Here is a 25,524-nt window from a genome sequence, read left to right as displayed (position 1 = left end):
AGGCTCTCACCTGGTGGCCACTTCAGGTTACAACGAATACTTCTGCAGATTCCCCATCATTTCCTTCAGCGCCTCGATGTTGTCCTTCGGATGCGCCGCACCTTCGAAATCACAGATCTGCTGCCAGTGCGCCGCGACGTCTTCCGGGGAAAACCCGACGCGAGGATCGAACCCGGCGCCCAGGCTGCGCTCCCAGCGTACCTTGCCCATCCAGCCGCCGCCGACTTCGAACAGGCCGGAAGTTTCCTGGCATTGTTCGCTGGCCAGGTACACCACCAGCGGGCTGACCAGCTCCGGTTTGAGTTGTTCGAACACTTGCGGCGGGATCAGGCCTTCGGTCATGCGGGTGCCGCCGGTGGGGGCGATGGCGTTGACCAGGATGTTGTTCTTGCGACCTTCAATGGCCAGGGTGCGGGTCAGGCCGTAGAGGCCGAGCTTGGCCATGCCGTAGTTGGACTGGCCGAAGTTGCCGTAGATGCCCGAGGTCGATGCGGTGAAGATCACTCGCCCGTAGTTTTGCTCACGCAGATGCGGCCATGCGGCACGGGTCACCTTGTAGGCGCCTTCGACGTGGACGCGGTAGACCAGATCCCAGTCGGCGTCTTCCATTTTATGGAAGGTCTTGTCGCGCAGGATCCCGGCGTTGTTCACCACCACGTCGACGTGGCCGAACACATCGAGCGCGTTCTGCACCAGTTTGTCGCCGTCGGTGACGGAATCATGGTTGGCCTCGGCGATGCCGCCGGCATCACGGATTTCCGCTACCACGCGATCAGCGGCCGAAGCGTTGGCGCCTTCGCCCTGGGTCGAGCCGCCGAGGTCGTTGACCAGCACTTTGGCGCCCTGTTTGGCGAACAGCAAAGCGTGAGCGCGTCCCAGGCCACCACCGGCTCCGGTGACGATCACGACTTTATCTTCGAAACGCACAGACTCATTCATCGGGGCAACTCCAGCAGGCCTGAGGGACAGTGTCCCGGAGTGTCAGGCACGACGCGTTCGGTCACAACGAACACGGCTGGGGCTGAATGGTGCGCGATAAGGCTGGGGGATGATGAAAACGTGCCGAGGCGCCAGGCGCCTGCGGCACGAATTCAGGAACACGCCACCTTGCGCGGCGGCAACACGAAGTGATCGCGAAACTCGAGGTAGTGCTTGAGCACCTGCACCGGCGCTTCGGTTTGCGGGTAGTGTCCGATGCCCGGCAACAGCACGGTGTCAGCGTCGGGAATCAGCGCGCGATAACGCTCGACCATGTGCGCGCCGGAAATCGGATCGACTTCGCCATCGATCACCCGCAGCGGCACCTCGCCGCGCTGCATCGCCGCGACCCAGCGATCACGCTGAACCCGGCGCTCGGGAATGTAGTGAATCAGCTTGTGCATGACCCGCGGCCCGCGATTGCATTCGATCAGGCTCCAGAAATCATCCATCTCGCTTTCGCTGGGCCGGGTGTCAGGGCCGAAGATCTGCCGGAAATTTTTCACCAGCGCATCGCGAGTAAACGCCCGGCCAATCATCCAGCCCAACGGGCTGAGCAGCAGTTTTTGCGTCAGCAACGGCCGATGGGTTTCCGGGAACAGACCACCGTTGAGGAACACGCAACTGGCGACCTCGCTCCGGTCTTCGTAATGCCGGGCCAGCAGTTCCTGGGCAACACTGTCGCCGTAGTCGTGGGCCAGAACGTGCACCGGTTGTTCGACCTGCAGATGCGCCAGCAAGGCCTGTTGCAGATCGGCCTGCTCCAGCAGGCTGTAGGTGTGATTCAGGGGTTTGGCCGAGTCGCCGAAGCCGAGCATGTCGCAGGCAATCACCCGGTAGCGCTGGGACAGCGGCTGCCACAGGTAATGCCAGTCCCAACTGGCCGTCGGGAAACCATGGATCAGCAGCAGCGGTTCTCCCTGCCCGGCCGTCCAGTAGCGGATCGGCTGACCACGGAAGACAAACGTCTGGCTGCGTTTGCGCCAGGCACTCAGAGGGATCTCGGCGAGAGGCATTAGAGTTTATACCCGGGGTCTTGTTTATCGAGTTTGCGCAGCAGCGCCGGCCAGGCCAGCGCGCCACCCATGCCTTGAGCACTTTTGGTGACGCCGGCGATCATCGCCTTGGCGCCCGCCAGAATCTGCGGTTCGATGGCGATCAGTTCGGCACCGCCAGTCTGCGCCATGACCTGGATGTCGCACGCACGCTGAAAGGTGAACATCATCAGGAACGTGTCGGCGATGGTGCCGCCACAGGTCAGCAGACCGTGGTTGTGCAGCATCAGAAAATTGCTGTCACCGAGATCCGCCTGCAACCGCGCTTTCTCTTCATGGTTGAGCGCCACACCTTCATAGGCGTGAAAGGCCAGGCTCGACAGCACGAACAGCGATTGCTGACTGATCGGCAACACGCCCTGCTTCTGCGCCGAAACCGCGACACCGGAGGCGGTGTGGGTGTGCAGCACGCAGGCCACATCGTGCCGCACTTCATGCACGGCGCTGTGGATGGTGTAGCCGGCGGGATTGATTTCGTATGGGCTGTCCATGAGTTTGTTGCCGGCCTGGTCGACCTTCACCAGACTCGAGGCGGTGATCTCATGGAACATCAGGCCGAACGGGTTGATCAGGAAATCTTCGGTGCCGGGCACCTTGGCGGAAATGTGGGTAAAGATCAGATCGTCCCAGCCATGCAGCGCGACCAGACGATAACAGGCGGCCAGATCGACCCGGGTCTGCCATTCCGCGGCACTGACCTGGTCTTTGACGTTCACGGATGAAGGGACGGGGGCTACGCTCACTGTATGCACCTCTGCGTTCTTATTGTTTTTGCGTGTGTCAGCAGTCTAGTCAGCCCCGGACAGTCGCGTAGTTGCATTGGCAGCCAGCTTGATGACTGAACGAGTCAGCTACGCAAACAGCTTGGATCCATGTCAAAGCAACGACGCCAACAAAGGCGCGGCGAACAGATTGAGCAGCCCGGTGAGCACCATCACCAACCCCGCGACCGAGCCTTCCTCACCGCCCACTTCATGGGCCCGGCTGACCCCGGCACCGTGCGCCCCGACGCCGAACAACGCACCGCGCGCCAAGGCACTGCGCAACGGCAGCCACTTGAGCAGCACGCCACCGAGCATCGCGCCGAACACACCGGTGAACATCACGAACACCGCTGTCAGCTCCGGCACACCACCAAGGTCCTGCGCCAGCGGCATGGCAAACGGCGTGGTGATCGAACGCGGCACCAGCGACAGCGTCACCGAACTGTCCAGCGCCAGTGCTTTCGCGAGGCCGAACGAAGTGGCGATCGACGCGGCGCTGCCAGCCAGCATGCCCAACAACAACGCCGACCAATGGCGCACCAGCAATCGCCGCTGCTGCCAGATCGGCACTGCAAACGCCACGGTGACCGGACCGAGCACCAGCATCAGCCAATGGGTGTTACTCGAATATTCGGCGTAAGCGGTGTGCAGCGGCACGGCAACCGCCAGCAGCAACGCGGGGACCAAAATCAGCGGCGACAACACGTAGCGCCCGGTCCGGCGATACAGCCAGCGACTGAACAGATAGGCCAGCAACGTAAACGCCAGCCAGAACATCGGCATCAGCTCAAGCTTCATGGGACCGCCTCAGGCGCACGGCCAGTTCCACGGTGAACGCGGTCACCAGCATCACCATCAATGTGCTGGCCGCGATCACCAACAAGATCCGCCAGCCGTCATCGCGCAGCAATGCGCCGTAATCCAGCAGGCTCATCAGCGCCGGGATGAAGAACAGCAGCATCTCGGCCATTAATAACCCAGAGCCCATTTGCAACGCCGCCGGTTTGACCCAGCCGAACGCAAAACCCAGCAGCAACAGGGCCATGCCGATCACGCCGCCGGGAATCGGCCAGGCCAGCCACGCTGCGATCTGGCAGCCGAGCAGGTAGAGAGCGAGCAGCACGGCCAGTTCGGCCAGCAGGCGGGAGAGGTATTTAACGGTCGAGGTTTTCATCGGGGGGCTCCTTTCAGGTGCCTATTTTACGAACCCGACTGCCATCTCCGAAGCGAATTGTTAGACTCAAAGCCATTCCAATCTGGAATCAGGCCATGGAATTCAAACAGCTCAAAAGCTTTGTCGAAGTCATGCATCAGGGCGGCTTCACTCAAGCCGCGAAGACCCTGCACATCAGTCAGTCCGCCGTGAGCAAGCAGATCGCCCAGCTCGAACAGAGCCTCGGCACGCCTCTGCTCGAACGGCTGGGTTCGCAGATACGCCTGACCGCCGCCGGCAGCGTGGTGCTGCAACGGGCCGAAGGCATGCTGCGGTTGCGCAATGAACTGCTCAGCGAACTGGATGACCTCAGCCATCTGGCACGCGGCGAGTTGCGTCTCGGGCTGCCATTGCTCGGCAGCGATGCGTTGTTTGCCGGGCTGTTCGCCGAGTACCGACGGCGCTACCCGAACATCAGCGTGCAGTTGCTTGAAGGCGGCAGTCGCAACATCGAACAGGCGGTGCTCAGCGGGGAGCTGGAGTTGGGCGGCAGTCTGCTGCCGAAAGATCCGCAGTTCGACTTCCAGCCGTTCTGCGATGAACCGCTCGATGCGCTGCTACCGGTGGATCATCCACTGGCGGCAAAATCTGAAATCGGTCTGGAAGAGTTGGCCGAGACACCGTTTCTTTTGTATCAGCGCAGTTTCGTGCTCAACGATCGCTTGCTTCAGGCGTGCCAGCAGATGGGTTTCACCCCGAAGGAAGGCGGGCGCAGCGGGCAGGCGGATTTTCTCGCAGCGCTAGTGGCCGCCGGGCAAGGCGTGGTGTTGCTGCCCAGCGTGGTGGCGCGCGGACTGGTGCGGCCAGGCGTAGTACGCCTGACCTTGAACGCGCCGGATTACTTGCGCTGGGATATCGCTTTCATCTGGCGCCGGGGTGCCTATCTTTCAAAGGCTGCACAGGCCTGGCTGGCGCTGTTGCGTGAACGCGGGATCAGCCCTTGAGCGTGGCGATCAACTGTTCCAGCCAAGGCTCGGCGTCGGTTTCCGGGGTAACGCTTTCGCTGGCGTCGATGCGCAGCATGTCCTGCACTTCGCGCACACCCAGTTCGCCGAACAACTCGCGCAATTGCTCGCCGCCGCCGCAGAACGTGTCGCCGTAGCTCGCGTCACCCAAGGCGATCACGGCGCCAGGCAAACCACGCCAGGCCGCCGGCAATTGGTCGCGAATCGCCGAATACAACGGTTGCAGGTTGTCCGGCAGCTCACCCATGCCGGTGGTCGAAGTCACGCCGAGCAAGGCTTCAGGGCCGAACGCCTGGAGATCGGCAAGGCTGGCGCGGGCGTTGTAGAAGGTTTCAAAACCGGCGGCGTTCAACAGGCTCTGAGCGTGGCGAGCGACTTCTTCGGCCGTGCCGTACACCGAGCCGGAGAGGATGGCGACTTTCATCAATCTGATCCTGAAACTGAAAAAAAGAGCGGCGATAGTAACAGCCAGCGACGACATGTTGCGATTGGCTCTCGATAAGCGCTGATGGCCAGTAGACAGCGCCGGTCGATCTTCTAGAATGCCTGCGGTCGATAACACTGAAGGGATTCATAGATGATCAATGCCAGTCTGCTGCAAATGGTGATCAACGCGTCGAACGAAGGGATCGTGGTGGCAGAAAAGGAAGGCGATCAGGACAACATCCTGATCTACGTGAACCCGGCTTTCGAAAAGATGACCGGCTACACCCGCGAAGAAATTCTCTATCAGGACTGTCGCTTCCTGCAGGCCGGAGATCGAGACCAGGCCAGTCTCGCCTTGATTCGCGAGGCACTGCAAAACGGTGGCTCATGCCGGGAAATCCTGCGCAACTACCGCAAGGACGGCACGCCGTTCTGGAACGAGCTGTCCCTGTCCACGATTAAAAATGCCGATGACGGAATGACCTATTTCGTGGGCGTGCAAAAAGACGTCACCGTTCAGGTCAAGGCCCAGCAGCGGGTTGTGCAACTGGAAGCCCGGGTTGCGGCGCTGGAAGCCGAACTCGCAGAACTGAAAGCGACGAACGGCGCAAACAAAACCGCGAACTAATTGTCATTAACTACAATCACCAAATACTTTGTAATTATTCATTTCGAGTTAGCCATGCAGCGTGACGCCCTCCTGACCCAGGATGAGCTGGATTTCATCCAGACCATGCAACACAACCCGCAACTCAATGTGCGGGATGCGACGTCGAGCCTGCTGGTCAATGGTGGTTCGCAGATCCGTGATCTGCTCACGCGCCTGGCAGCCCATGAGCAAGTCACCATCCAGGCCAGCTTCGAAAATCAGCAGATGACCTTCCCGCTGCATCTGGTGGAAGACGAGTTCCACGCCCTGCACCTGCGCCTGGGCGTACCGAGCATCTATGAAGACGGGCCGATGGTGCGCCCATGGCGCCTGACTCTGGAAGAACCCGTGGCACTGGAAAATGCCAAGGGCCAGCCCGGTACGTTGTGGGTGCATGAGGTTTCGCACAAGGGTGTGCTGCTGGAAGTGCGCAACAAGACCAAACCGCCGAAGCATTTTGCCTTGTGGTTCAGCCCGTCGGGCTACGAGCGGATTTCCCTGCGCGGGACGTTCGAGCGGGAAACCGAAAGTGGCTTTTATGCTTACGAGCTAAGCCAGAGCGATGCCGACGAAACCGAGCGTCTACGCCAGTTCATCCTGCAACAGCATCGTCTGACCCACCCTGCCCTGCACACCTGATTCTCAGGTATCCAGCGTCCCCGCCAGGAACTGATTCATGCGCTGGCGCATGGTCGCCCCTTCGTTACCCAGACAGCCAACCGATGATCCGGCCAGGCTGTCCTGCGCCAGATCGGCAGCATCGCCTGCCAGCATCAACTGACAATCCAGACTCAAGGCCAGACGATTCAGACGTCGCGGCAGCTCTGCGGTCGGCGCGTGATTGGAAAACAGCACCAGCGCCTGGGGTCTGATCTTTTCACAAACCAGCGTCAGTTCATCGAACGGCTGACCGGTCGTGAGCACACGAACGCCCGCGTCATTGCCACTGAGAAACAGCGCCGCCACCAATAATTCAAGCTCACGACATTGACCGGCCAGCGCGCTGACAATCACTTTGCGCGGTTGCGAGCCGCGCAGCACGACGATGCGCTGCAGCACCTTCGCTCGCAGAAAACCATCGAAGAACAGCCACTCGCTGGTCTGCCCGAACGCGTCCTGCCGTTGCAGCATTTGCAGCCACAGCGGCATCAGGATGTCCTGAAACACCACGGGCAACGCATAGGAGGAGAAAATCTGTCCGTAGACCCGGTCGAGCAACTGATCGTCGAACGAGCTGACTGCCTGCCGGACCTGCTCCTGCCACTGGATATAGTCAGCCTGCACCAGATCATCGGGAATGAAGTGAGCCAGCACCTTCATCGGCTCGGTCTTGGCCAGGATTTTGCCGATCTTGCTCACGGCAACACCGCGATCGATCCAGTCGACGATACTGCGAACGCGCTCGATATCGGTCATTGAATACAGCCGGTGCCCACTTTCGGTGCGTGTCGGCTGGATCAAACCATAACGTCGCTCCCATGCGCGCAGCGTGACCGGGTTGACTCCGGTCAGGCGCGACACTTCTCGTATCGGGAAAAGTTCTTCGCGCTCCAGCGCAACAGATGCCTGCGAAGCAGGGCGAACGTCTGTAATGACAGGCATTTGGGCGGACACGTCCTTGTTGGCGAAGTTGGATCCCATTCTACTCCGGATGCCCCTCCCCGGTTCAACCGACAAAATGAGACGAAAGTCTCTGGTTTTGTCACGATAATCAGGAATAATCCTTGCTTGTCGAAAAACGCAGCCCTCCACCCCGGCGCTGCGTCAGGCGAAACTCCTACCCGGAGCGACGCAAATGCAATACGGAGATACACAATGTCTACTTCCCCCGTCACGCTGATGGTCGCGCGTCGTGTCGCCAATGGTCGTTATCAGGATCTGATCGCCTGGTTGCGAGAAGGCGAACAACTGGCCACCGACTTCCCCGGTTACCTCGGCTCCGGCGTACTGGCCCCGCCTCCCGGCGACGATGAATTCCAGATCATTTTCCGCTTCGTCGACGAACAGACCCTGCACGCCTGGGAACACTCGGCATCGCGCACTGCATGGCTGGCTCGTGGCAGCGATCTGTTTGCTCACCCGACGGAACATCGGGTCAGCGGAATCGAAGGCTGGTTCGGTGCAGCCGGCGTGCGTCCTCCACGCTGGAAGCAGGCCGTGGCGATCTGGCTGGCGTTCTTCCCGGTGTCGCTGCTGTTCAATTTCGTGCTGGGCCCGCTGCTCGCTGAAATGAGCCTGTTGCCGAGGGTCTTCATCAGCACGCTGTGCCTGACCCCGTTGATGGTCTATTTCTTCATTCCGCTGTCGACCCGCCTGCTGGCCGGCTGGCTCAACCCGGCGCCTGCGCGCCCACTGCCTGCCGCACCCTCCACGCAAAATCGCTGAAGCCGTCGCTCGCGTCGCTGTTATAGTTTTTGCTCTGACTTCGACGCGAGCCGTACATGACTTCTCCCACAGCTCCCATCCTCATCACCGGCGCCGGCCAGCGGGTCGGCCTGCATTGTGCGCAGCGTCTGCTGGAAGACGGTCATCGGGTGATCTTCACCTATCGCAGCGAACGACCGGGTGTGAAGGCATTGCGAGATCTGGGCGCCCACGGGCTGCACGCGGACTTTTCCAGCGAAGCCTCGATCCTCGCGTTCATCACCGAACTGAAGACCCACACCGACAGCCTGCGTGCCATCGTGCACAACGCCTCGGAGTGGCTGGCGGAAACCGGTAACGGCGAAGCCGAAGCCTTCAGCCGGATGTTCAACATTCACATGCTGGCGCCGTACCTGATCAACCTGCATTGCGCCGAATTACTGCAGCGTTCGAGTCCTGCCGACATCATCCACATCAGCGATGACGTCACCCGTAAGGGCAGCAGCAAACACATCGGCTATTGCGCCAGCAAGGCCGGGCTCGACAGTCTCACGCTGTCCTTCGCCGCGCGCTACGCGCCGTCAATCAAGGTCAACGGCATCGCGCCAGCCCTGCTATTGTTCAATCCCGACGACGACGCGGCGTACCGCGCCAAGGCCCTGGCCAAGTCCGCGCTGGGCATCGAACCCGGCAGCGAAGTGATCTATCAGAGCCTGCGCTATCTGCTCGACAACCCGTATGTCACCGGCACGACCCTGACCGTCAACGGCGGGCGGCACGTCAAGTAATACGCCCCCGCGAGGATGCTCCATGACCCGTTCCCTGCCCGAGAATTACCGCGAGATCCTGATCGGTCTCGGTGAAAACCCCGACCGCGAAGGACTGCTCGACACCCCTGTGCGGGCGGCCAAGGCCATGCAGTATCTGTGTCACGGCTATGAACAGAGCGTCGACGAGATCGTCAATGGCGCGCTGTTTGCCTCCGACACCGACGAGATGATCATCGTCGCCGACATCGAGCTCTATTCGTTGTGCGAACATCACCTGCTGCCCTTCATCGGCAAGGCCCATGTGGCTTATATTCCGACGGGCAAGGTGCTGGGGCTGTCGAAGATCGCAAGGCTGGTGGACATGTTCGCCTGCCGCCTGCAGATCCAGGAAAACCTCACCCGCCAGATCGCCGAGGCGGTCCAGCAAGTCACCGATGCCGCTGGTGTCGCGGTGGTCATCGAAGCCCGGCACATGTGCATGATGATGCGCGGTGTCGAGAAACAGAATTCGACCATGAACACTTCGGTCATGCTCGGCGCCTTCCGCGAGTCGAGCAACACCCGCCAGGAGTTCCTGCAATTGATTGGACGGAGCAAGTAAATGCCACAACTTCAACCGGGAATGGCGCGCATCCGGGTCAAGGATCTGCGCCTGCGCACCTTTATCGGGATCAACGAGGACGAAATCCTCAACAAGCAGGATGTGCTGATCAACCTGACCATCCTGTACGCCGCGCAGGAAGCGGTGCGTGACAACGACATCGACCACGCGCTGAACTACCGCACCATCACCAAGGCGATCATCGCCCACGTGGAAGGCAACCGCTTCGCGCTGCTCGAACGCCTGACCCAAGAGCTGCTGGATCTGGTGATGGCCAACGAATCGGTGCTGTACGCCGAAGTCGAAGTCGACAAGCCCCATGCCTTGCGTTTTGCCGAGTCGGTGTCGATCACCCTCGCCGCCAGCCGCTGAACGTGTCTGGCGCTCCGGGCGTCAGACTTTTATCATCCGCGCCACGATTTGACTGCACAGAGCCCATCATGACCGAGCAACAACGCCTCGAACTCGAAGCCGCCGCCTTCCGCCGGCTGGTCGCCCACCTGGACAGCCGCAAGGACGTGCAGAACATCGACCTGATGAACCTCGCCGGGTTCTGCCGCAACTGCCTGTCCAAGTGGTACAAGGCCGAGGCCGACGAGCGCCGGATCGAGGTCAGCCTCGACGATGCCCGTGAAGTGGTTTACGGCATGCCGTACGCCGACTGGAAAGCCCAATATCAGCAAGAAGCCAGCGCCGAACAACAAGCGGCGTTCGCCAAAGGAAAACCCAATGAGTGATCTGAACACCCTGCGCGCCAGCCTCAAGAGCGGCGAACACGTTTTTGCCGACACCCTGTCCTTCATCGCCGCCGGTTACGACTACCAGCCTCAGGCGTTCAACAACGGCGGCGTGGAAAACGCGGCCGGGCAGAACGAAGGTTCGTGCAAGACCCTGGGTCTGGCGCTGCTGGAAGGCTTGAGCGATGAAGAAGCGCTGCTGGCGTTCGGCGAACACTACCGCTCGGTCGTGGCAACCCCTGAAGGCAGCGATCACGGCAATATCCGTGCGCTGATCCAACACGGTCTGGCAGGCGTGAAATTCGAAGCGCAACCGCTGACCCGCCGCTGATTCTTCACGTCAGATCGTTCCCACGCTCCGCGTGGGAATGCAGCCGGGGACGCTCCGCGTCCCAAGGACGCAGAGCGTCCAGATGAGGCATTCCCACGCAGAGCGTGGGAACGATCACCGTCGTGGTGGCTGTGAATAACGGGCATGAAAAAACCGGCCAATTGGCCGGTTTTTTTGTACCTGCAATCTTAGAACGAAACGTTCTGCAGATCGTCCAGGTAACGCTCGGTGTCCAGTGCCGCCATACAACCGGCGCCGGCCGAGGTGATGGCTTGACGGTAAACGTGGTCGGCCACGTCGCCGGCAGCGAAGATGCCTTCGACGCTGGTCGCGGTGGCGTTGCCTTCACGGCCGCCCTGAACCACGAGGTAGCCGTCCTTCAATTCCAGCTGACCTTCGAACAACGAGGTGTTCGGGGTGTGGCCGATCGCGATGAACACGCCGTCGACCTTGATTTCGTCGAAGCTGCCGTCGTTGTTCTTCAGGCGCGCGCCGGTCACGCCCATGTTGTCGCCCAGCACTTCGTCCAGGGTCGCGTTCAGTTTCAGCTCGATCTTACCTTCGGCCACACGGGCGTTGAGCTTGTCGATCAGGATCTTCTCGGCGCGGAAGGTTTCGCGACGGTGGATCAGGGTGACCTTGCTGGCGATGTTGGCCAGGTACAGCGCTTCTTCGACAGCGGTGTTGCCGCCACCGACCACAGCCACCGGCTTGTTGCGATAGAAGAAACCGTCACAGGTCGCGCAGGCCGAAACGCCTTTGCCCATGAACGCTTCTTCCGACGGCAGGCCCAGGTAACGAGCGCTGGCGCCGGTGGCGATGATCAGCGCGTCGCAGGTGTAGGTGCCGCTGTCGCCGGTCAGGCTGTATGGCTTGGAAGCGAAGTCCACAGCGTTGATGTGATCGAACACGATCTCGGTTTCAAAACGCTCGGCGTGCTCGCGCATGCGCTCCATCAGCACCGGGCCGGTCAGACCGTGGACGTCGCCCGGCCAGTTGTCGACTTCGGTGGTGGTGGTCAGTTGACCGCCGGCCTGCATGCCGGTGATCAGCAGCGGCTTGAGGTTGGCACGGGCAGCGTAGACGGCAGCGCTGTAACCGGCAGGGCCGGAACCGAGGATGATCACTCGCGAATGACGGACTTCAGACATGAACCTGCTCCTGTTGACCGGCCAAGACACCTGGCCGGACGCCGGACTGCCGGCGGGAATAAAAAAGGACTGTGGATAACCTTGGGGAAGGCGTGAGCTCGACAGTCCTGTAAAAAGTTGGGTGCAGCGTATCGAGGGGGGCAAGATTAAGGAAATACGGTTTAACAATCCAGCTCATAGGTGGTCTCTATGCCGACACACTGACGAGATGGACGTCTTTGTTACAGTGAATGTCGATCCCGCTGCCGCGCTTTCACAGGTTCTGCAAAGTCGGTAAGGTCGGCGCGTTTTCCCTTGCTCGGAGCACCTTATGCCCGCCCCTGTTCTGTCCGGCCCGCAATACCTGCGCGAAGGCCTCAAATTGGTCTTGAGCCCTGGCCTGCGCCTGTTCGTGCTGCTGCCGCTGGCCATCAACCTGGTGCTGTTCGTCGGATTGATCTATCTGGCCGGCCACCAGTTCAGCCTGTGGGTCGACACGCTGATGCCGTCGCTGCCCGAATGGCTGAGTTTTCTCAGCTACGTCCTGTGGCCGCTGTTCGTGGTGCTGGTGGCGTTGATGGTGTTCTTCACCTTCACCATGCTGGCCAACGTGATCGCCGCGCCGTTCAACGGTTTCCTCGCGGAAAAGGTTGAAGTGGTGGTGCGCGGCACCGACGACTTTCCGGCCTTCAGCTGGGGCGAACTGATCGCCATGATCCCGCGCACCCTGGCCCGGGAAATGCGCAAGCTCGGTTATTTCCTGCCCCGGGCGATCGGCCTGTTCATTCTCTCGTTCATCCCGGTGGTGAACATCGTCGCCGCGCCGCTGTGGCTGCTGTTCGGGGTGTGGATGATGGCGATCCAGTACATCGACTACCCGGCGGACAACCACAAGCTGGGCTGGAACGAGATGCTCGCCTGGCTGCGCCAGAAGCGCTGGCAGAGCATGAGCTTTGGCGGGATCGTTTATCTGGTGTTGCTGATTCCGGTGGTCAACATCCTGATGATGCCGGCCGCCGTGGCTGGCGCGACGCTGTTCTGGGTGCGTGAGCGCGGGGCCGAGAATCTGGTGACCCAACACTGAGGCCGCGTCACAAATCCATCATCCGAACGTCACAACCACGACATGGCCTCAGCCGACACTGAGGTCATGACGACAGCTCTACATATCACCCTCATCAGCGAAACCTTCCCACCGGAAATCAACGGCGTGGCCAATACCCTTGGCCGCTTGTGCGACGGCTTGCGCGCACGCGGGCATCGGGTTGAACTGGTGCGACCGCGTCAGGCTGACGATCCGCAGCGCACTGAAGACGACTCGTTGCTGCTGTGCCGGGGCTGGCCGTTGCCGGGTTATCCGGGGCTGCAATGGGGTCAGTCGTCGATGCACAAGTTGCTGAGGCGCTGGACGCGTCAGCGCCCGGACGTGCTCTACATCGCCACCGAAGGTCCGCTAGGGTTGTCGGCATTGCGCGCGGCGCGTCGTCTGGGGATTGCCGTGGTCAGCGGCTTTCACACCAACTTTCAGCAATACACCCACCAGTACGGACTGGGTTTGCTGACCCGTTTGCTCACCCATTATCTGCGCTGGTTTCACAATCGTTCGGCCCTGACCCTGGTGCCGAGTGTCAGCCAGCGCCTGGAGCTGGAGCGTCGGCACTTCGAACGCCTGGCGCTGCTGTCGCGGGGTGTCGACAGTCAGTTGTTTCACCCGGCCAAACGCCTGAATGCCTTGCGTGAACAATGGGGTCTTGGCGAGCGGGACATTGCGGTCATTCACGTAGGACGCCTGGCGCCAGAGAAAAACCTCGGCCTGCTCAAGCGCAGTTTCGAAAAGCTCGCCGGCACTTATCCACAGCGCAACCTGAAGTTGATCGTGGTCGGCGACGGGCCGCAACGAATGGCACTGGAAAAGGAACTGCCCGAGGCGATTTTCTGCGGCTCGCAACGGGGCGAAGCACTGGCGGCGCACTATGCGTCGGGGGATGTGTTTCTGTTTCCGAGTCTGACTGAAACCTTCGGCAACGTCGTGCTCGAAGCGCTGGCCTCAGGCCTTGGGGTGGTGGCTTACGATCAGGCCGCAGCGGCCCAGCATATTCGCCATGGCTACAACGGCGTGCTGGCGATGCCCGGGGATGAAGAGGCGTTCTGCGAGGCAGCGGCATGGCTGCTGGAAGAAGACGAAAGGTTGCGCTGCGTTCGCCTGAACGCACGCCAACACGCCAGCCGCCAGGGTTGGGCGGCTATCGTCGAACAGTTTGAAAACCATTTGTTGGGAGCTTGCCGCGACCTGCGCGACAAGCCACCCACGGCGATCAAACCAGCGTCATCAACGCCTCACGGCTGAAGGGCAGAATGTCCTGCTCGCGGCCTTCGCGCACTTTCTGCGCCCAGTCCGGATCGACCAGCAGCGCACGACCCACCGCCACCAGATCGAACTCGTCGTTGTTCAGACGCTCCAGCAGTTTTTCCAGACTGGCCGGTTGCGCGACCTTGTCGGTGTTGACCATGAATTGCAGGAACTCGCCATCGAGGCCGACGCTGCCGACGGTGATGGTCGGTTTGCCGGTCAGTTTGCGTGTCCAGCCGGCCAGGTTCAGGTCGGAACCGTCGAATTCCGGCTCCCAGAAACGGCGCGTCGAGCAGTGGAAAATGTCCACGCCAGCGTCGGACAACGGCTTGAGAAATTCGCCCAGCGCTTCGGCGGTTTGCACCAGACGCGCGGTGTAGTCCTGCTGTTTCCACTGCGAGAAACGGAAGATGATCGGGAAGCCTTCGCCAACAGCTGCGCGGACGGCCTGAATCAGCTCGATAGCGAAACGCGAACGGTTGGCCAGGCTGCCACCGTATTCGTCGGTGCGCTGGTTGCTGCCTTCCCAGAAGAACTGGTCGATCAGGTAACCGTGGGCGCCGTGGATTTCCACGCCGTCCATGCCGATGCTCTGGGCATCTTTGGCGGCTTGGGCAAACGCAGCGATCACGTCCTGGATGTCCTGTTTGGTCATGCCGTGTACGACGACCTGACCGTCCTTGAGTTTTTCCGACGGACCGTAACCCGGCACGCTCGCGTCCGGTTCGGTACCCAAACGGCGCACATTGCCGACGTGCCACAGTTGCGGAACGATCTTGCCGCCTTCGGCGTGCACCGCGTCCACGACTTTCTTCCAGCCAGCCAGCGCAGCTTCACCGTAGAAGTGCGGCACGTTCGGATAACCGTTGGAAGCCTGGTGGCCGACGGTGGTGCCCTCGGTGATGATCAGGCCGACACCGGCCGCTGCACGACGACGGTAGTACTCGATCACTTTGGAATTGGGTACGCCGCCCGGGGAAAACGAACGGGTCATCGGCGCCATGACCACGCGGGTCGGCAGTTCGAGGGCACCGAGCTGGAACGGTTTGAACAGGGCTTGCACGGGCATGGGAGGCTCCACGAAAAATTGATCGACGGGCATGCGATTCATATGACGGCGATAATATGCGGAGTTCCAACCGTGCGATAGCACTATTGATCTGAATGATTAAGGGTCAAAAGGCAGGCGAAAAAAATCGCAGCTCGAGGGCTGCGATTTTTGTGTTTCAGCTCAGGGCTTTTTCAATCGCCGTAATCACCGAAGGATCATCCGGCGCCGTGCGCGGCGAGAATCGGGCCAGTACCCGACCGTCCTTGCCGAGCAGGAATTTCTCGAAATTCCAGGTGATGTCACCGGGAAACTCCGCACCCTCTCCCGCCAGCAGACGGTAGAGCTGATGACGGTCGTGACCGTTGACTTCGAGCTTTTTCGACAACGGAAAACTCACGCCATAGTTGAGGCTGCAGAATTCCTGGATCTCCTGCTCACTGCCCGGTTCCTGACCGGCAAACTGGTTGCACGGCAGGCCCAGCACACTGAAGCCTTTGCCTTTGTATTGCTGATAAAGGTTTTCCAGCGCCGCGTACTGTGGGGTCAAGCCGCATTTGGAGGCGACGTTGACCACCAGCACGACTTGGCCCTTGAAGGGTGCCAGCGGTAGCTCCTGACCATCCAGGGCTGTCAACTTAAGGTCGTGAAAAGCACTCATGACGAACTCCAGATTCCCGTTTTCTACTCGAAACAGCCACTTGGCGAGGCCACCAAGGACAGCCGCGGACTAAAAAGGCGCCCTCGGGCGCCTCTCCAGTACTCGAAGCTTAGCGCAGAAAATCAGTGGTGATGGCCACCTTCGCCATGGACGTGACCATGAGCGATTTCTTCCTGGCTGGCGTCACGGATGGCAACGACCTTCACTTTGAAGTTCAGGCGCTGACCGGCCAGCGGGTGGTTGCCGTCGACAGTGACGTCGTCGCCGTCCAGGTCACGGATGGTGACGATCTGCATCTGGCCATCCGGCGCCGAAGCGTGGAACTGCATGCCGACTTCCAGCTCGTCAACGCCTTCGAACATGCTGCGGCTCAGGGTGCTGACCAGTTCAGCGGCGTATTCGCCGTAGGCATCTTCCGGCTCGACGGAAACGTCCAGCTCGTTGCCGACTTCTTTACCTTCCAGGGCTTTTTCCAGGCCCGGGATGATGTTGCCTGCGCCATGCAGGTAGACCAGCGGAGCGCCGCCGGCGGAGCTGTCGATGACCTCACCAGCGTCGTTGGTCAGGGTATAGTCGATGGAGACAGCCTTATTGGCGGCGATCAGCATGGGGCGAGACCTTTTGCATAAGAATGAAGAACGGACAAGTCTAAACAAGGATTTGCCCGAAAGCGAACAGAACCCGGACAGACGGGATCGATTGGCTCCCGTGACCGTCACCGGATTCCATCAGGACGAGGACGGCCACTGGGTCGCCGAGCTGTCCTGCGGCCACACCCAGCACCTGCGCCACCTCCCGCCCTGGCAGTCCCGGGCCTGGGTCCTGGACGCTGCGCAACGTATTGAAAAAATAGGCCAACCCTTTGCTTGCGGTTGGTGCGCTCAAGGCTCGGTTAGCGATAACCTTGACGACTGAAATTCGGCAGATCGGCACACAGAGACGATCGCCATTGCCATGCACCCTTAGAGAATCCGCATGCAAACTTTTTTTATCGCGCCCACCGACTTTGGTGTGGGTCTGACCTCCATCAGCCTCGGGCTGGTGCGTACGCTGGAGCGGGCCGGGCTGAAAGTCGGCTTCTTCAAACCGATTGCCCAGCCGCATCCGGGCGACACCGGCCCTGAGCGTTCAACCGAACTGGTGGCCCGCACCCACGGCCTGAAACCGCCGCAACCCTTGGGCCTGGCCCACGTCGAGCGGATGCTCGGCGATGGTCAGCTCGACGAGTTGCTCGAAGAAATCATCACCCTCTACCAGCAGGCCGCCATCGGCAAAGACGTGCTGGTCGTCGAAGGCATGGTGCCGACCCGCAGCGCCAGCTACGCCGCGCGGGTCAATCTGCACCTGGCCAAGAGCCTGGATGCCGAGGTGATTCTGGTCTCGGCCCCGGAAAACGAAGTGCTGACTGAACTGTCCGGCCGCGTCGAGTTGCAGGCGCAACTGTTCGGCGGACCGAAAGACCCGAAAGTCCTCGGCGTGATCCTCAACAAGGTCAAGACCGACGAAAGCATGGACGCCTTCGCCGCGCGCCTGAAAGAACATTCGCCCTTGCTGCGCACCGGTGATTTCCGTCTGCTCGGCTGCATTCCGTTCCAGCCCGAACTCAACGCTCCGCGCACCCGCGACGTCGCCGACCTGATGGGCGCCCAGGTGCTCAACGCCGGCGACTACGAAACCCGGCGCATGACCAAGACCATCATTTGCGCGCGCACCATGCGCAACACCGTGGACCTGCTCAAGCCCGGCGTGCTGGTGGTGACCCCCGGCGATCGCGACGACATCATCCTCGCCGTCAGCCTAGCCGCCATCAACGGCGTACCGCTGGCCGGCCTGCTACTGACCAGCGACACCCTGCCCGATCCGCGCATCATGGATCTGTGCCGTGGCGCGTTGCAGGCTGGCTTGCCGGTGCTGTCGGTGAGCACCGGCTCCTACGACACCGCCAACCTGCTCAACGGCCTGAACAAGGAAATTCCCGTCGACGACCGCGAGCGCGCGGAGATCATCACCGATTTCGTCGCCAGTCATCTGGATGCCAACTGGCTGCATCAGCGCTGCGGTACGCCACGGGAAATGCGCCTGTCGCCGGCGGTGTTCCGTTATCAATTGATTCAACGCGCCCAGGCTGCCAACAAACGCATCGTCCTGCCCGAAGGCAGCGAGCCGTTCACCGTGCAAGCGGCGGCGATCTGTCAGGAACGCGGGATTGCCCGTTGCGTGCTGCTGGCCAAACCGGCAGACGTCGAAGCCGTCGCCCGAGCCCAGGGCATCGTCTTGCCACCGGGGCTGGAAATTCTCGACCCGGATCTGATCCGCGAGCGCTACGTCGAGCCGATGGTCGCCCTGCGCAAGAGCAAAAGCCTCAACGCGCCGATGGCCGAGCAGCAACTGGAAGACACTGTGGTGATCGGCACCATGATGCTGGCGCTGGATGAAGTCGACGGCCTGGTCTCCGGCATCATCAACACCACCGCCAACACCATCCGCCCTGCGCTTCAGCTGATCAAGACGGCGCCAGGCTGCACGCTGGTGTCATCGGTGTTCTTCATGCTGTTTCCCGAGGAAGTGCTGGTCTACGGCGACTGCGTGATGAACCCACACCCGAGCGCCAGCGAACTGGCGGAGATCGCCCTGCAAAGCGCCGACTCGGCCGCCGCATTCGGCATCACCCCACGCGTGGCGATGATCAGCTACTCCAGCGGCGAATCGGCCACCGGCGAGGAAGTCGAAAAAGTCCGCGAAGCCACCCTGCTCGCCCACGAACAACAGCACTCACTGCTGATCGACGGCCCGCTGCAATACGACGCCGCCGCCAACGAAACCGTCGCCCGGCAACTGGCGCCGAACAGCCAGGTGGCCGGTCGCGCCACGGTGTTCGTATTCCCCGACCTCAACACCGGCAACACCACGCACAAAGCCGTGCAGCGCAGCGCCGATTGCGTCAGCCTCGGCCCGATGCTGCAAGGCCTGCGCAAACCGGTGAACGATCTGCCGCGCGGCGCGCAGGTCGACGACATCGTCTACACCATCGCCCTGACCGCGATTCAGGCTGCCAACCGACCTCTGGATATCTGACCCGATGCTGGCTTTTCTCCCTGCCACCCTGCGCGGCGTAATCGCCGCGCTGCTGCTGGCGCTGAACACGATCCTGCTGTGCTCGTTCCTGTTTCTCGTGGCACTGATCAAAGTGCTGCCGTTCGACCTCGCACGCCGCGCCTCGCGCTGGCTGATGAGCCACACCCACGAAGCCTGGATCAGCAACAACAAAGGCTGGATGAACCTGGTCCGCCGCACCCGCTGGCACCTCAGCGGCCTGCAAGGCCTGGACTATCAACACTCGTACCTGATCACCAGCAACCACCAAAGCTGGGTCGACATCCTGGTACTGCAATACGTACTCAACCGACGCATTCAGCCGCTGAAGTTCTTCCTCAAACAGGAACTGATCTGGGTGCCAATCATCGGCCTGGCGTGGTGGACCCTGGGCTTCCCGTTCATGAAACGCTATTCAAAAGCCTATCTGGAAAAACACCCGGAAAAGAAAGGCAAAGACCTCGAAACCACCCGCAAGACCTGCGCGAAATTCCGCGACAACCCGGTAGGCATCTTCAACTTCGTCGAAGGCACACGCTTCACCGAAGGCAAACACGCGCAGCAGCAATCACCGTTCAAATACCTGCTCAAGCCCAAGGCCGGCGGCATCGCGTTCGTACTGGATGCGATGGGCGAACAACTGGAATCGATCGTCAACGTCACCATCCACTACCCGGGCGGCCGCCCTGGCTTCTGGGACCTGCTGTGCGGCAACGTCCGAGACGTAGTGGTGCACTTCGAAAAACTGAAAATCCCACCGCAGTTCATCGGCAAAAACTACGACCAGGACGGCGAATACCGCCTGCAATTCCAGGGCTGGATCAACCAGCTGTGGCAAGACAAGGATGCGCTGCTCGAGCAGATGCACCGCGAATATCCCAACCGACGCTGATCTTCCGTGTGGGAGCGCCTGACGGTGGTTGGCTGTCAGGTGCTCCCCCGGAAGAGCAAAGCCCCCCTTCCCGCACCTGCTCTTCACCACTCAACACAATGAGCGTTAGCTCGAGTACCGCTCTTGACGTGCCGGCCCCTTCGGCCGGCTGAGTGGAGGGATTCATCCGGGGGTGGGAGCGCAGCGACCGTGCGGCGAAGCCGCATGCATCGAGAGGAGGTGCAGCGAAGCAAACCGTAGGCGATGCCCCCGGATGAATCCCGGAGCGAAGGAACCCCGAGCCCAAGCGAGGGGCCGAACGCCGGGGCCCAGCCTTTTGGTTACTTTTTGGCGTTTGAAAAAGTGACCCGTTGTAAGAGCGGAACCGCCAGCGGCAACACCCGCAGAAACGGATATTCACCCCAAACAACTCAAAAAAAAACCCGCCGATAATCACTCATCGGCGGGCTTTTTCATTCGCAGCTAACGCTTAAATCGCGCCACGCTTACGCAACAGATCCAACACCTGCTTCACACTTTCATCCAGCGACAATGATTGAGTGTCGATCACAAGATCAGCATCCAGCGGCACGTCATACGGGAACGACTCACCCGGAATGTTATCGCCACCCGCAGCATACAACCCTTGCGGATCACGCTCGGCGCAAACAGTCGGCGAAGCCTGAACATAAACCGTCAGCAAACGCTCCTTGCCAATCAAATCCTTCGCCTGCTCACGACCTTCAGCACTCGGCGCCACAAACGCCGCAAGCGTCAGCAGACCCGCCTCGTTGAACTGACGCGCCACATGCGCGGCACGACGCCAGTTCTCGGTGCGACCCGCGCGGTCCTGCGGCAGACCCTTGTTGAGGTCATGACGCAGATTCTGACCATCCAGCACAAACACCGCACGACCCAGATCGAACAGCTTGCGCTCGACTGCATACGCTAAGGTGCTCTTGCCTGCGCCCGACAGACCGCTGAACAGCACGGTAGCCGGTTGCTGACCGAAACGCTGAGCGCGCTCTTCGGTCGCTACATGGGCCAGTTTGCCGTGATGCGTAGCCGTACCGTGGGTCACCGGCTGAGCGACGATCATGCCGGCGCCGACGGTGCCGTTGGTCAAACGGTCAATGACGATGAACGCGCCAGTGGTGCGGTTGCTGTCGTAACCGTCGAGGGCGATCGGCGCGTCGAGCGCGATCTTCACCTTGCCGATTTCGTTGAGCTGCAACGCGCTCGCCGGGCCTTCTTCGAGGGTGTTGACGTCGACCTTGTTGACGATGCTGGCAATCGAGCCCGGCACGTAACTGGTGGCGCGCTTGATGTCGTATTTCTTGCCCGGCAGCATCGGCTCTTCAGCCATCCACACCAGCATCGCTTCGAAGCTGTCGGTCACTGGCGGAACGTTGTCGGCATGGACCAGCAGGTCGCCACGGGAGATGTCGATTTCGTCTTCCATGGTCAGCGTTACCGCCTGACCCGGGCCTGCGTGTTCCAGCTCACCTTCGAAAGTGACGATGGATTTCACGCGGCTGCTCTTGCCCGACGGCAGGACCACGACTTCGTCGCCCTTCTTGACGATGCCGCTGGCCAGGGTGCCGGCGAAACCGCGGAAATTCAGGTTCGGACGGTTGACGTACTGCACCGGGAAACGCAGATCGGTGAAGTTGCGATCGCCCGCCACTTCCACGGTCTCGAGAATTTCCATCAGCGACTGGCCGGTGTACCACGGCGAGCGCTCGGACTTGTTCACCACGTTGTCGCCCTTCAGAGCGGACATCGGCACGAAGTGCATGCTCGTCGGCTTCATCTTCAAGCCTTCGGCGAACTTCAGGTAGTCGGCCTTGATCGACTCGAACACGCCCTGATCGAAGCCTTTGAGGTCCATCTTGTTGATGGCGACAACGATGTGCTTGATGCCCAGCAGGGATGCGATAAAGCTGTGGCGGCGGGTCTGGGTCTGCACGCCGTAACGGGCGTCGACCAGGATGATCGCCAGGTCACAGGTGGACGCACCGGTGGCCATGTTGCGGGTGTACTGCTCATGGCCGGGGGTGTCGGCGATGATGAATTTGCGCTTGGCGGTGGAGAAATAGCGGTAGGCGACATCGATGGTGATGCCCTGCTCGCGCTCGGCCTGCAGGCCGTCGACCAGCAATGCCAGGTCGATGTCGTCACCGGTGGTGCCGACTTTCTTCGAATCGCGGGTGATGGCTTCGAGGTGATCTTCGTAGATCATCTTCGAGTCGTGCAGCAGGCGCCCGATCAGGGTGCTCTTGCCGTCATCGACGTTACCGCAGGTCAAAAAGCGCAGCAGCTCTTTACGTTCGTGCTGGCCCAGGTAGGCGAGGATGTCCTCGCTGATCAAATCAGATGCGTGCGACATGACAACCCCTTAGAAATAACCCTGACGTTTCTTGTCTTCCATCGAGCCTGCGCCATCGTGGTCGATGACCCGGCCCTGGCGCTCGGAAGTTCGCGTCAGGAGCATTTCCTGAATGATGTCCGTCAGGCTTTCGGCCTCGGACTCCACCGCGCCCGTCAACGGGTAGCAGCCAAGGGTACGGAAACGCACTTTCTTTTTGACGATGCGCGCCTTGTCCTCGTCGGACAGGTGCTCGAGGATGCGCTCGTCATCGATCATGATCAGCGTGCCGTTCTTCTCGATCACTTCGCGTTCAGCCGCGAAGTACAGCGGTACGATCGGGATGCCTTCGAGGTAGATGTACTGCCAGATGTCCAGCTCGGTCCAGTTCGACAACGGGAACACACGAATGGATTCGCCCTTGTTGACCTTGCCGTTGTAGACGTTCCACAGCTCCGGACGCTGGTTCTTCGGGTCCCAGCGGTGTTTGCTGTCACGGAACGAGTAGACGCGCTCCTTGGCGCGGGACTTCTCTTCATCGCGACGGGCACCGCCGAAAGCGGCGTCGAAACCATGCTTGTCGAGCGCCTGCTTCAGGCCCTCGGTTTTCATGATGTCGGTGTGCTTGGCGCTGCCGTGGGTGAACGGGTTGATGCCCTGCGCAACGCCATCCGGGTTGACGTGGGTGATCAGGTCCAGGCCCAGTTCTTCGACCATCTTGTCGCGGAACTTGTACATCTCCTGGAATTTCCAGCGGGTGTCGACGTGCATCACCGGAAACGGCAGTTTGCCCGGGAAGAACGCCTTGCGTGCCAGATGCAGCATCACGGCGGAGTCTTTACCGATGGAGTACAGCATCACCGGGTTGTCGAACTCGGCGGCCACCTCGCGGATGATGTGGATGCTTTCCGCCTCCAGCTGTTTCAGATGCGTCAGTTTGTCGACCATGGCTACTCACGAAAGCTTTCTTATGAACGGCCAGCGGGCCGTGTTCGAGCGAGGAATCCTAGCACAGCGACCTCTTCTAATCAGGACGCCAACTAGATCGAAAGGGTATATGAATATGCCCGCCCGTTCGGGTGCTTTCAGGCAAAAGTCAGATCGGATTCGGGCAGTCGATGAAGATGTGCTCAAGGGCAAAACGCTTCGCCAGATAGTCGCCCAGCGCCTGTACGCCATAGCGTTCGGTGGCGTGGTGGCCGGCGGCGATGAAGCTGATGTCGTTTTCACGGGCGCTGTGGAACGTCTGCTCGGAGGCTTCGCCGCTGAGGAACAGATCGACGCCGGCGGCGATGGCGTTGTCGATGTAACCCTGACCGCCACCGGTGCACCAGCCGACCCGGCGGATCATCGCGCTGCCTTCGACCAGCAGTGGCTCGCGGCCCATGACTTCCTGCACTTTGCGGGCGAAGTCACGCGGGGTCATCGGCTCGCTCAGCGAACCGACCAGACCGACAATCTTAAGATTGTCCGGATCCAGCGGCCCTTCGACGGTGATTTCCAGCTGACGGGCCAGTTGCACGTTGTTGCCGACGTCCGGGTGCAGATCCAGCGGCAGGTGATAACCGAGCAGACTGATATCGTGCTTGAGCAGCGTCTTCAGACGGCGCTGCTTCATGCCGGTGATGCACGGGTTCTCGCCCTTCCAGAAATAACCGTGATGCACCAGCACCAGATCGGCTTCGGCCTCGACAGCGGCATCGAGCAGCGCCTGGCTGGCGGTGACGCCGCTGACGATGCGCATCACCTGCGGACGGCCTTCGACCTGCAGGCCGTTGGGGCAATAATCGGCAATTTTCGCACTGCCGAGGTAACGGTCGGCTTCTTCGACCAGGGTGCTCAGGGCGACGGCCATGAAAGACTCCTAAATATCCCGTTCAGAGGCACGCGCGGCCTCGTATAATGCGCGACATTATGGGCGGTCTGACCCCGCCTGCAACTTTTCCAGGACGTGCTTAATGCTCAAGGCGCTGCGTTTTTTCGGCTGGCCGCTGTTGGCCGGCGTGCTTATCGCTCTGTTGATTATTCAGCGTTACCCGCAGTGGGTCGGGCTTCCGAGCCTCGACGTCAACCTGCAACAGGCCCCGCAGACCACCAGCGTGCAGCAGGGGCCGGTGTCCTATGCCGACGCGGTGAGCATCGCCGCGCCGTCGGTGGTGAACCTCTACACCACCAAAGTCATCAATAAACCAAGCCATCCGCTGTTCGAAGACCCGCAGTTCCGCCGCTTCTTCGGTGACAACTCGCCGAAGCAGAAGCGCATGGAATCGAGCCTCGGCTCCGGCGTGATCATGAGCCCGGAAGGCTACATCCTGACCAACAACCACGTCACCAGCGGCGCCGACCAGATCGTCGTGGCGCTCAAGGACGGTCGCGAAACCCTGGCCCGAGTGATCGGCAGCGACCCGGAAACCGACCTCGCAGTCCTGAAGATCGACCTGAAAACCCTGCCTTCGATCACCGTCGGCCGTTCCGACAACATCCGCATCGGCGACGTCGCACTGGCCATCGGCAACCCGTTCGGCGTCGGCCAGACCGTGACCATGGGCATCATCAGCGCCACCGGCCGCAACCAACTGGGGCTGAACAACTACGAAGACTTCATCCAGACCGACGCGGCGATCAACCCGGGCAACTCCGGCGGTGCGCTGGTCGACGCCAACGGCAACCTCACCGGCATCAACACCGCGATTTTCTCCAAGTCCGGCGGCTCGCAAGGCATCGGCTTCGCGATTCCGGTGAAACTGGCGATGGAAGTGATGAAGTCGATCATCGAGCACGGTCAGGTCATTCGCGGCTGGCTGGGCATTGAAGTGCAACCGCTGACTCAGGAACTGGCCGAATCGTTTGGCCTGTCCGGACGTCCGGGAATCGTGGTGGCGGGGATTTTCCGCGACGGCCCGGCCCAGAAGGCCGGCCTGCAACTGGGTGACGTGATCCTGAGCATTGACGGCGAACCGGCCGGTGATGGCCGCAAATCGATGAACCAGGTGGCGCGGATCAAGCCGACCGACAAGGTCACGATTCAGGTGATGCGCAATGGCAAGGAGTTGAAGCTGACCGCTGAAATCGGTCTGCGTCCGCCGCCGGCGCCGGTGAAAGAAAAAGAAGAGTAAGACTTTGTTCGCGCCAATGGCGCGAATAACAGAC

29 protein-coding genes are annotated in these 25,524 nt (G+C 60.9%); 15 read left to right on the top strand and 14 right to left on the bottom strand.

The genetic code is table 11. The annotated features are described in order from the left end of the window. Nucleotides 1-27 precede the first annotated feature (27 nt). The 5 genes from K5E37_RS06590 to K5E37_RS06570 form a co-directional block, all read right to left on the bottom strand. Nucleotides 28-939: an SDR family oxidoreductase gene (locus tag K5E37_RS06590; protein ID WP_221533412.1), complete on the bottom strand. Its 912-nt coding sequence runs from the start codon at nt 937-939 to the stop codon at nt 28-30. Between the two features lie 152 nt (nt 940-1,091). Next, complete coding sequence (locus K5E37_RS06585; protein ID WP_221533411.1) at nt 1,092-1,994, bottom strand: alpha/beta fold hydrolase; 903 nt, start codon at nt 1,992-1,994, stop codon at nt 1,092-1,094. Beyond that, on the bottom strand, nt 1,994-2,776 hold the full coding sequence (locus tag K5E37_RS06580; RefSeq protein WP_007957227.1) for a class II aldolase/adducin family protein: 783 nt from the start codon (nt 2,774-2,776) through the stop codon (nt 1,994-1,996). Before K5E37_RS06580 ends, K5E37_RS06585 begins: the two co-directional genes overlap by 1 nt. A gap of 132 nt (nt 2,777-2,908) precedes the next feature. Continuing rightward, nucleotides 2,909-3,595, bottom strand: a complete 687-nt coding sequence (locus K5E37_RS06575) for an LrgB family protein (RefSeq protein WP_221533410.1) — start codon at nt 3,593-3,595, stop codon at nt 2,909-2,911. After that, nucleotides 3,585-3,971, bottom strand: coding sequence for a CidA/LrgA family protein (locus K5E37_RS06570; protein WP_221533409.1), 387 nt, complete (start codon nt 3,969-3,971; stop codon nt 3,585-3,587). The genes K5E37_RS06575 and K5E37_RS06570 overlap by 11 nt, the downstream gene beginning before the upstream one ends. A gap of 95 nt (nt 3,972-4,066) precedes the next feature. Here K5E37_RS06570 and K5E37_RS06565 point away from each other — a divergent pair, with 95 nt between their 5' ends. Further along, nucleotides 4,067-4,954, top strand: coding sequence for a LysR family transcriptional regulator (locus tag K5E37_RS06565; RefSeq protein ID WP_221533408.1), 888 nt, complete (start codon nt 4,067-4,069; stop codon nt 4,952-4,954). Here K5E37_RS06565 and K5E37_RS06560 read toward each other — a convergent pair. Further along, complete coding sequence (locus K5E37_RS06560; protein ID WP_085746948.1) at nt 4,944-5,399, bottom strand: flavodoxin; 456 nt, start codon at nt 5,397-5,399, stop codon at nt 4,944-4,946. The two genes, K5E37_RS06565 and K5E37_RS06560, sit on opposite strands and share 11 nt — an antisense overlap. Before the next feature lie 153 nt (nt 5,400-5,552). On the opposite strand from K5E37_RS06560, the gene K5E37_RS06555 reads away from it, so the two are divergent. Both K5E37_RS06555 and K5E37_RS06550 read left to right on the top strand, forming a co-directional pair. Then, nucleotides 5,553-6,029, top strand: a complete 477-nt coding sequence (locus K5E37_RS06555; RefSeq protein WP_221533407.1) for a PAS domain-containing protein — start codon at nt 5,553-5,555, stop codon at nt 6,027-6,029. 54 nt (nt 6,030-6,083) lie between these two features. Continuing rightward, nucleotides 6,084-6,689 (top strand): hypothetical protein, encoded by a 606-nt coding sequence (locus K5E37_RS06550; protein WP_221533406.1) that lies wholly within the window; start codon nt 6,084-6,086, stop codon nt 6,687-6,689. A gap of 3 nt (nt 6,690-6,692) precedes the next feature. Here K5E37_RS06550 and K5E37_RS06545 read toward each other — a convergent pair whose 3' ends face one another. After that, complete coding sequence (locus tag K5E37_RS06545; protein ID WP_221533443.1) at nt 6,693-7,652, bottom strand: MerR family transcriptional regulator; 960 nt, start codon at nt 7,650-7,652, stop codon at nt 6,693-6,695. 213 nt (nt 7,653-7,865) lie between these two features. Here K5E37_RS06545 and K5E37_RS06540 point away from each other — a divergent pair, with 213 nt between their 5' ends. The 6 genes from K5E37_RS06540 (at nt 7,866) to K5E37_RS06515 (ending at nt 10,853) form a co-directional block, all read left to right on the top strand. Further along, nucleotides 7,866-8,435 carry an antibiotic biosynthesis monooxygenase gene (locus K5E37_RS06540; protein ID WP_085608094.1) on the top strand — a complete coding sequence of 190 codons (570 nt, stop codon included), beginning with the start codon at nt 7,866-7,868 and terminating at the stop codon, nt 8,433-8,435. 56 nt (nt 8,436-8,491) lie between these two features. Continuing rightward, nucleotides 8,492-9,202: a dihydromonapterin reductase gene (gene folM / locus K5E37_RS06535; RefSeq protein WP_221533405.1), complete on the top strand. Its 711-nt coding sequence runs from the start codon at nt 8,492-8,494 to the stop codon at nt 9,200-9,202. Between the two features lie 22 nt (nt 9,203-9,224). Next, nucleotides 9,225-9,785, top strand: coding sequence for a GTP cyclohydrolase I FolE (folE, locus tag K5E37_RS06530; RefSeq protein WP_221533404.1), 561 nt, complete (start codon nt 9,225-9,227; stop codon nt 9,783-9,785). Continuing rightward, nucleotides 9,786-10,157 carry a dihydroneopterin triphosphate 2'-epimerase gene (gene folX / locus K5E37_RS06525; protein ID WP_007957207.1) on the top strand — a complete coding sequence of 124 codons (372 nt, stop codon included), beginning with the start codon at nt 9,786-9,788 and terminating at the stop codon, nt 10,155-10,157. It abuts the gene before it with no gap. Between the two features lie 68 nt (nt 10,158-10,225). Further along, complete coding sequence (locus K5E37_RS06520) at nt 10,226-10,522, top strand: DUF1244 domain-containing protein (RefSeq protein WP_007957206.1); 297 nt, start codon at nt 10,226-10,228, stop codon at nt 10,520-10,522. Next, nucleotides 10,515-10,853, top strand: coding sequence for a HopJ type III effector protein (locus K5E37_RS06515; RefSeq protein WP_011332495.1), 339 nt, complete (start codon nt 10,515-10,517; stop codon nt 10,851-10,853). Before K5E37_RS06520 ends, K5E37_RS06515 begins: the two co-directional genes overlap by 8 nt. A gap of 188 nt (nt 10,854-11,041) precedes the next feature. Here the strand turns inward: K5E37_RS06515 and trxB are convergent, their stop codons facing one another. Continuing rightward, nucleotides 11,042-12,004, bottom strand: a complete 963-nt coding sequence (gene trxB / locus K5E37_RS06510; protein ID WP_007957204.1) for a thioredoxin-disulfide reductase — start codon at nt 12,002-12,004, stop codon at nt 11,042-11,044. Nucleotides 12,005-12,314: 310 nt separating this feature from the next. Here trxB and cysZ point away from each other — a divergent pair, with 310 nt between their 5' ends. Further along, nucleotides 12,315-13,067 (top strand): sulfate transporter CysZ, encoded by a 753-nt coding sequence (gene cysZ / locus K5E37_RS06505; RefSeq protein ID WP_221533403.1) that lies wholly within the window; start codon nt 12,315-12,317, stop codon nt 13,065-13,067. Nucleotides 13,068-13,109: 42 nt separating this feature from the next. Further along, nucleotides 13,110-14,330: a glycosyltransferase family 1 protein gene (locus K5E37_RS06500; protein ID WP_085685755.1), complete on the top strand. Its 1,221-nt coding sequence runs from the start codon at nt 13,110-13,112 to the stop codon at nt 14,328-14,330. Here the strand turns inward: K5E37_RS06500 and K5E37_RS06495 are convergent. From K5E37_RS06495 to K5E37_RS06485, 3 genes are all read right to left on the bottom strand, one after another. Next, nucleotides 14,299-15,402 carry an NADH:flavin oxidoreductase gene (locus tag K5E37_RS06495; protein ID WP_064600676.1) on the bottom strand — a complete coding sequence of 368 codons (1,104 nt, stop codon included), beginning with the start codon at nt 15,400-15,402 and terminating at the stop codon, nt 14,299-14,301. The genes K5E37_RS06500 and K5E37_RS06495 overlap by 32 nt on opposite strands. Before the next feature lie 157 nt (nt 15,403-15,559). Next, nucleotides 15,560-16,042, bottom strand: coding sequence for a glutathione peroxidase (locus tag K5E37_RS06490; RefSeq protein WP_007959082.1), 483 nt, complete (start codon nt 16,040-16,042; stop codon nt 15,560-15,562). Nucleotides 16,043-16,164: 122 nt separating this feature from the next. Further along, complete coding sequence (locus K5E37_RS06485) at nt 16,165-16,650, bottom strand: peptidylprolyl isomerase (RefSeq protein WP_007959084.1); 486 nt, start codon at nt 16,648-16,650, stop codon at nt 16,165-16,167. Here K5E37_RS06485 and K5E37_RS06480 point away from each other — a divergent pair. From K5E37_RS06480 to K5E37_RS06470, 3 genes are read left to right on the top strand one after another with little or no spacing between them, the layout of a single operon-like run. Then, nucleotides 16,649-16,957 (top strand): DUF3565 domain-containing protein, encoded by a 309-nt coding sequence (locus K5E37_RS06480; RefSeq protein ID WP_085608179.1) that lies wholly within the window; start codon nt 16,649-16,651, stop codon nt 16,955-16,957. The genes K5E37_RS06485 and K5E37_RS06480 overlap by 2 nt on opposite strands. A gap of 60 nt (nt 16,958-17,017) precedes the next feature. Further along, nucleotides 17,018-19,117 (top strand): phosphate acetyltransferase, encoded by a 2,100-nt coding sequence (gene pta, locus K5E37_RS06475; protein WP_007959085.1) that lies wholly within the window; start codon nt 17,018-17,020, stop codon nt 19,115-19,117. A 4-nt stretch (nt 19,118-19,121) separates the two neighbouring features. Continuing rightward, nucleotides 19,122-20,027: an acyltransferase gene (locus K5E37_RS06470; RefSeq protein ID WP_221533402.1), complete on the top strand. Its 906-nt coding sequence runs from the start codon at nt 19,122-19,124 to the stop codon at nt 20,025-20,027. Between the two features lie 469 nt (nt 20,028-20,496). On the opposite strand, the gene cysN is transcribed toward K5E37_RS06470, so the two are convergent. From cysN to K5E37_RS06455, 3 genes are all read right to left on the bottom strand, one after another. Further along, nucleotides 20,497-22,395 (bottom strand): sulfate adenylyltransferase subunit CysN, encoded by a 1,899-nt coding sequence (gene cysN / locus K5E37_RS06465; RefSeq protein WP_085666894.1) that lies wholly within the window; start codon nt 22,393-22,395, stop codon nt 20,497-20,499. Between the two features lie 9 nt (nt 22,396-22,404). Continuing rightward, nucleotides 22,405-23,322, bottom strand: a complete 918-nt coding sequence (gene cysD / locus K5E37_RS06460; protein WP_007953546.1) for a sulfate adenylyltransferase subunit CysD — start codon at nt 23,320-23,322, stop codon at nt 22,405-22,407. Between the two features lie 148 nt (nt 23,323-23,470). Continuing rightward, the gene (locus tag K5E37_RS06455; RefSeq protein WP_085608085.1) at nt 23,471-24,229 is read right to left on the bottom strand and encodes a Nif3-like dinuclear metal center hexameric protein; all 759 of its coding nucleotides are present in this window, start codon (nt 24,227-24,229) and stop codon (nt 23,471-23,473) included. Nucleotides 24,230-24,332: 103 nt separating this feature from the next. Here K5E37_RS06455 and algW point away from each other — a divergent pair, with 103 nt between their 5' ends. Next, the gene (gene algW / locus K5E37_RS06450) at nt 24,333-25,490 is read left to right on the top strand and encodes a Do family serine endopeptidase AlgW (RefSeq protein ID WP_085608084.1); all 1,158 of its coding nucleotides are present in this window, start codon (nt 24,333-24,335) and stop codon (nt 25,488-25,490) included. Nucleotides 25,491-25,524: the final 34 nt, after the last annotated feature.

Origin of the sequence: Pseudomonas sp. RIT778 (assembly GCF_019718735.1) — a bacterium.
GTDB classification, from domain to species: domain Bacteria; phylum Pseudomonadota; class Gammaproteobacteria; order Pseudomonadales; family Pseudomonadaceae; genus Aquipseudomonas; species Aquipseudomonas aphyarum.
The sequence above is the reverse complement of the archived record's forward strand: the minus strand, read 5'-3'. Positions and strand labels throughout refer to the sequence as shown.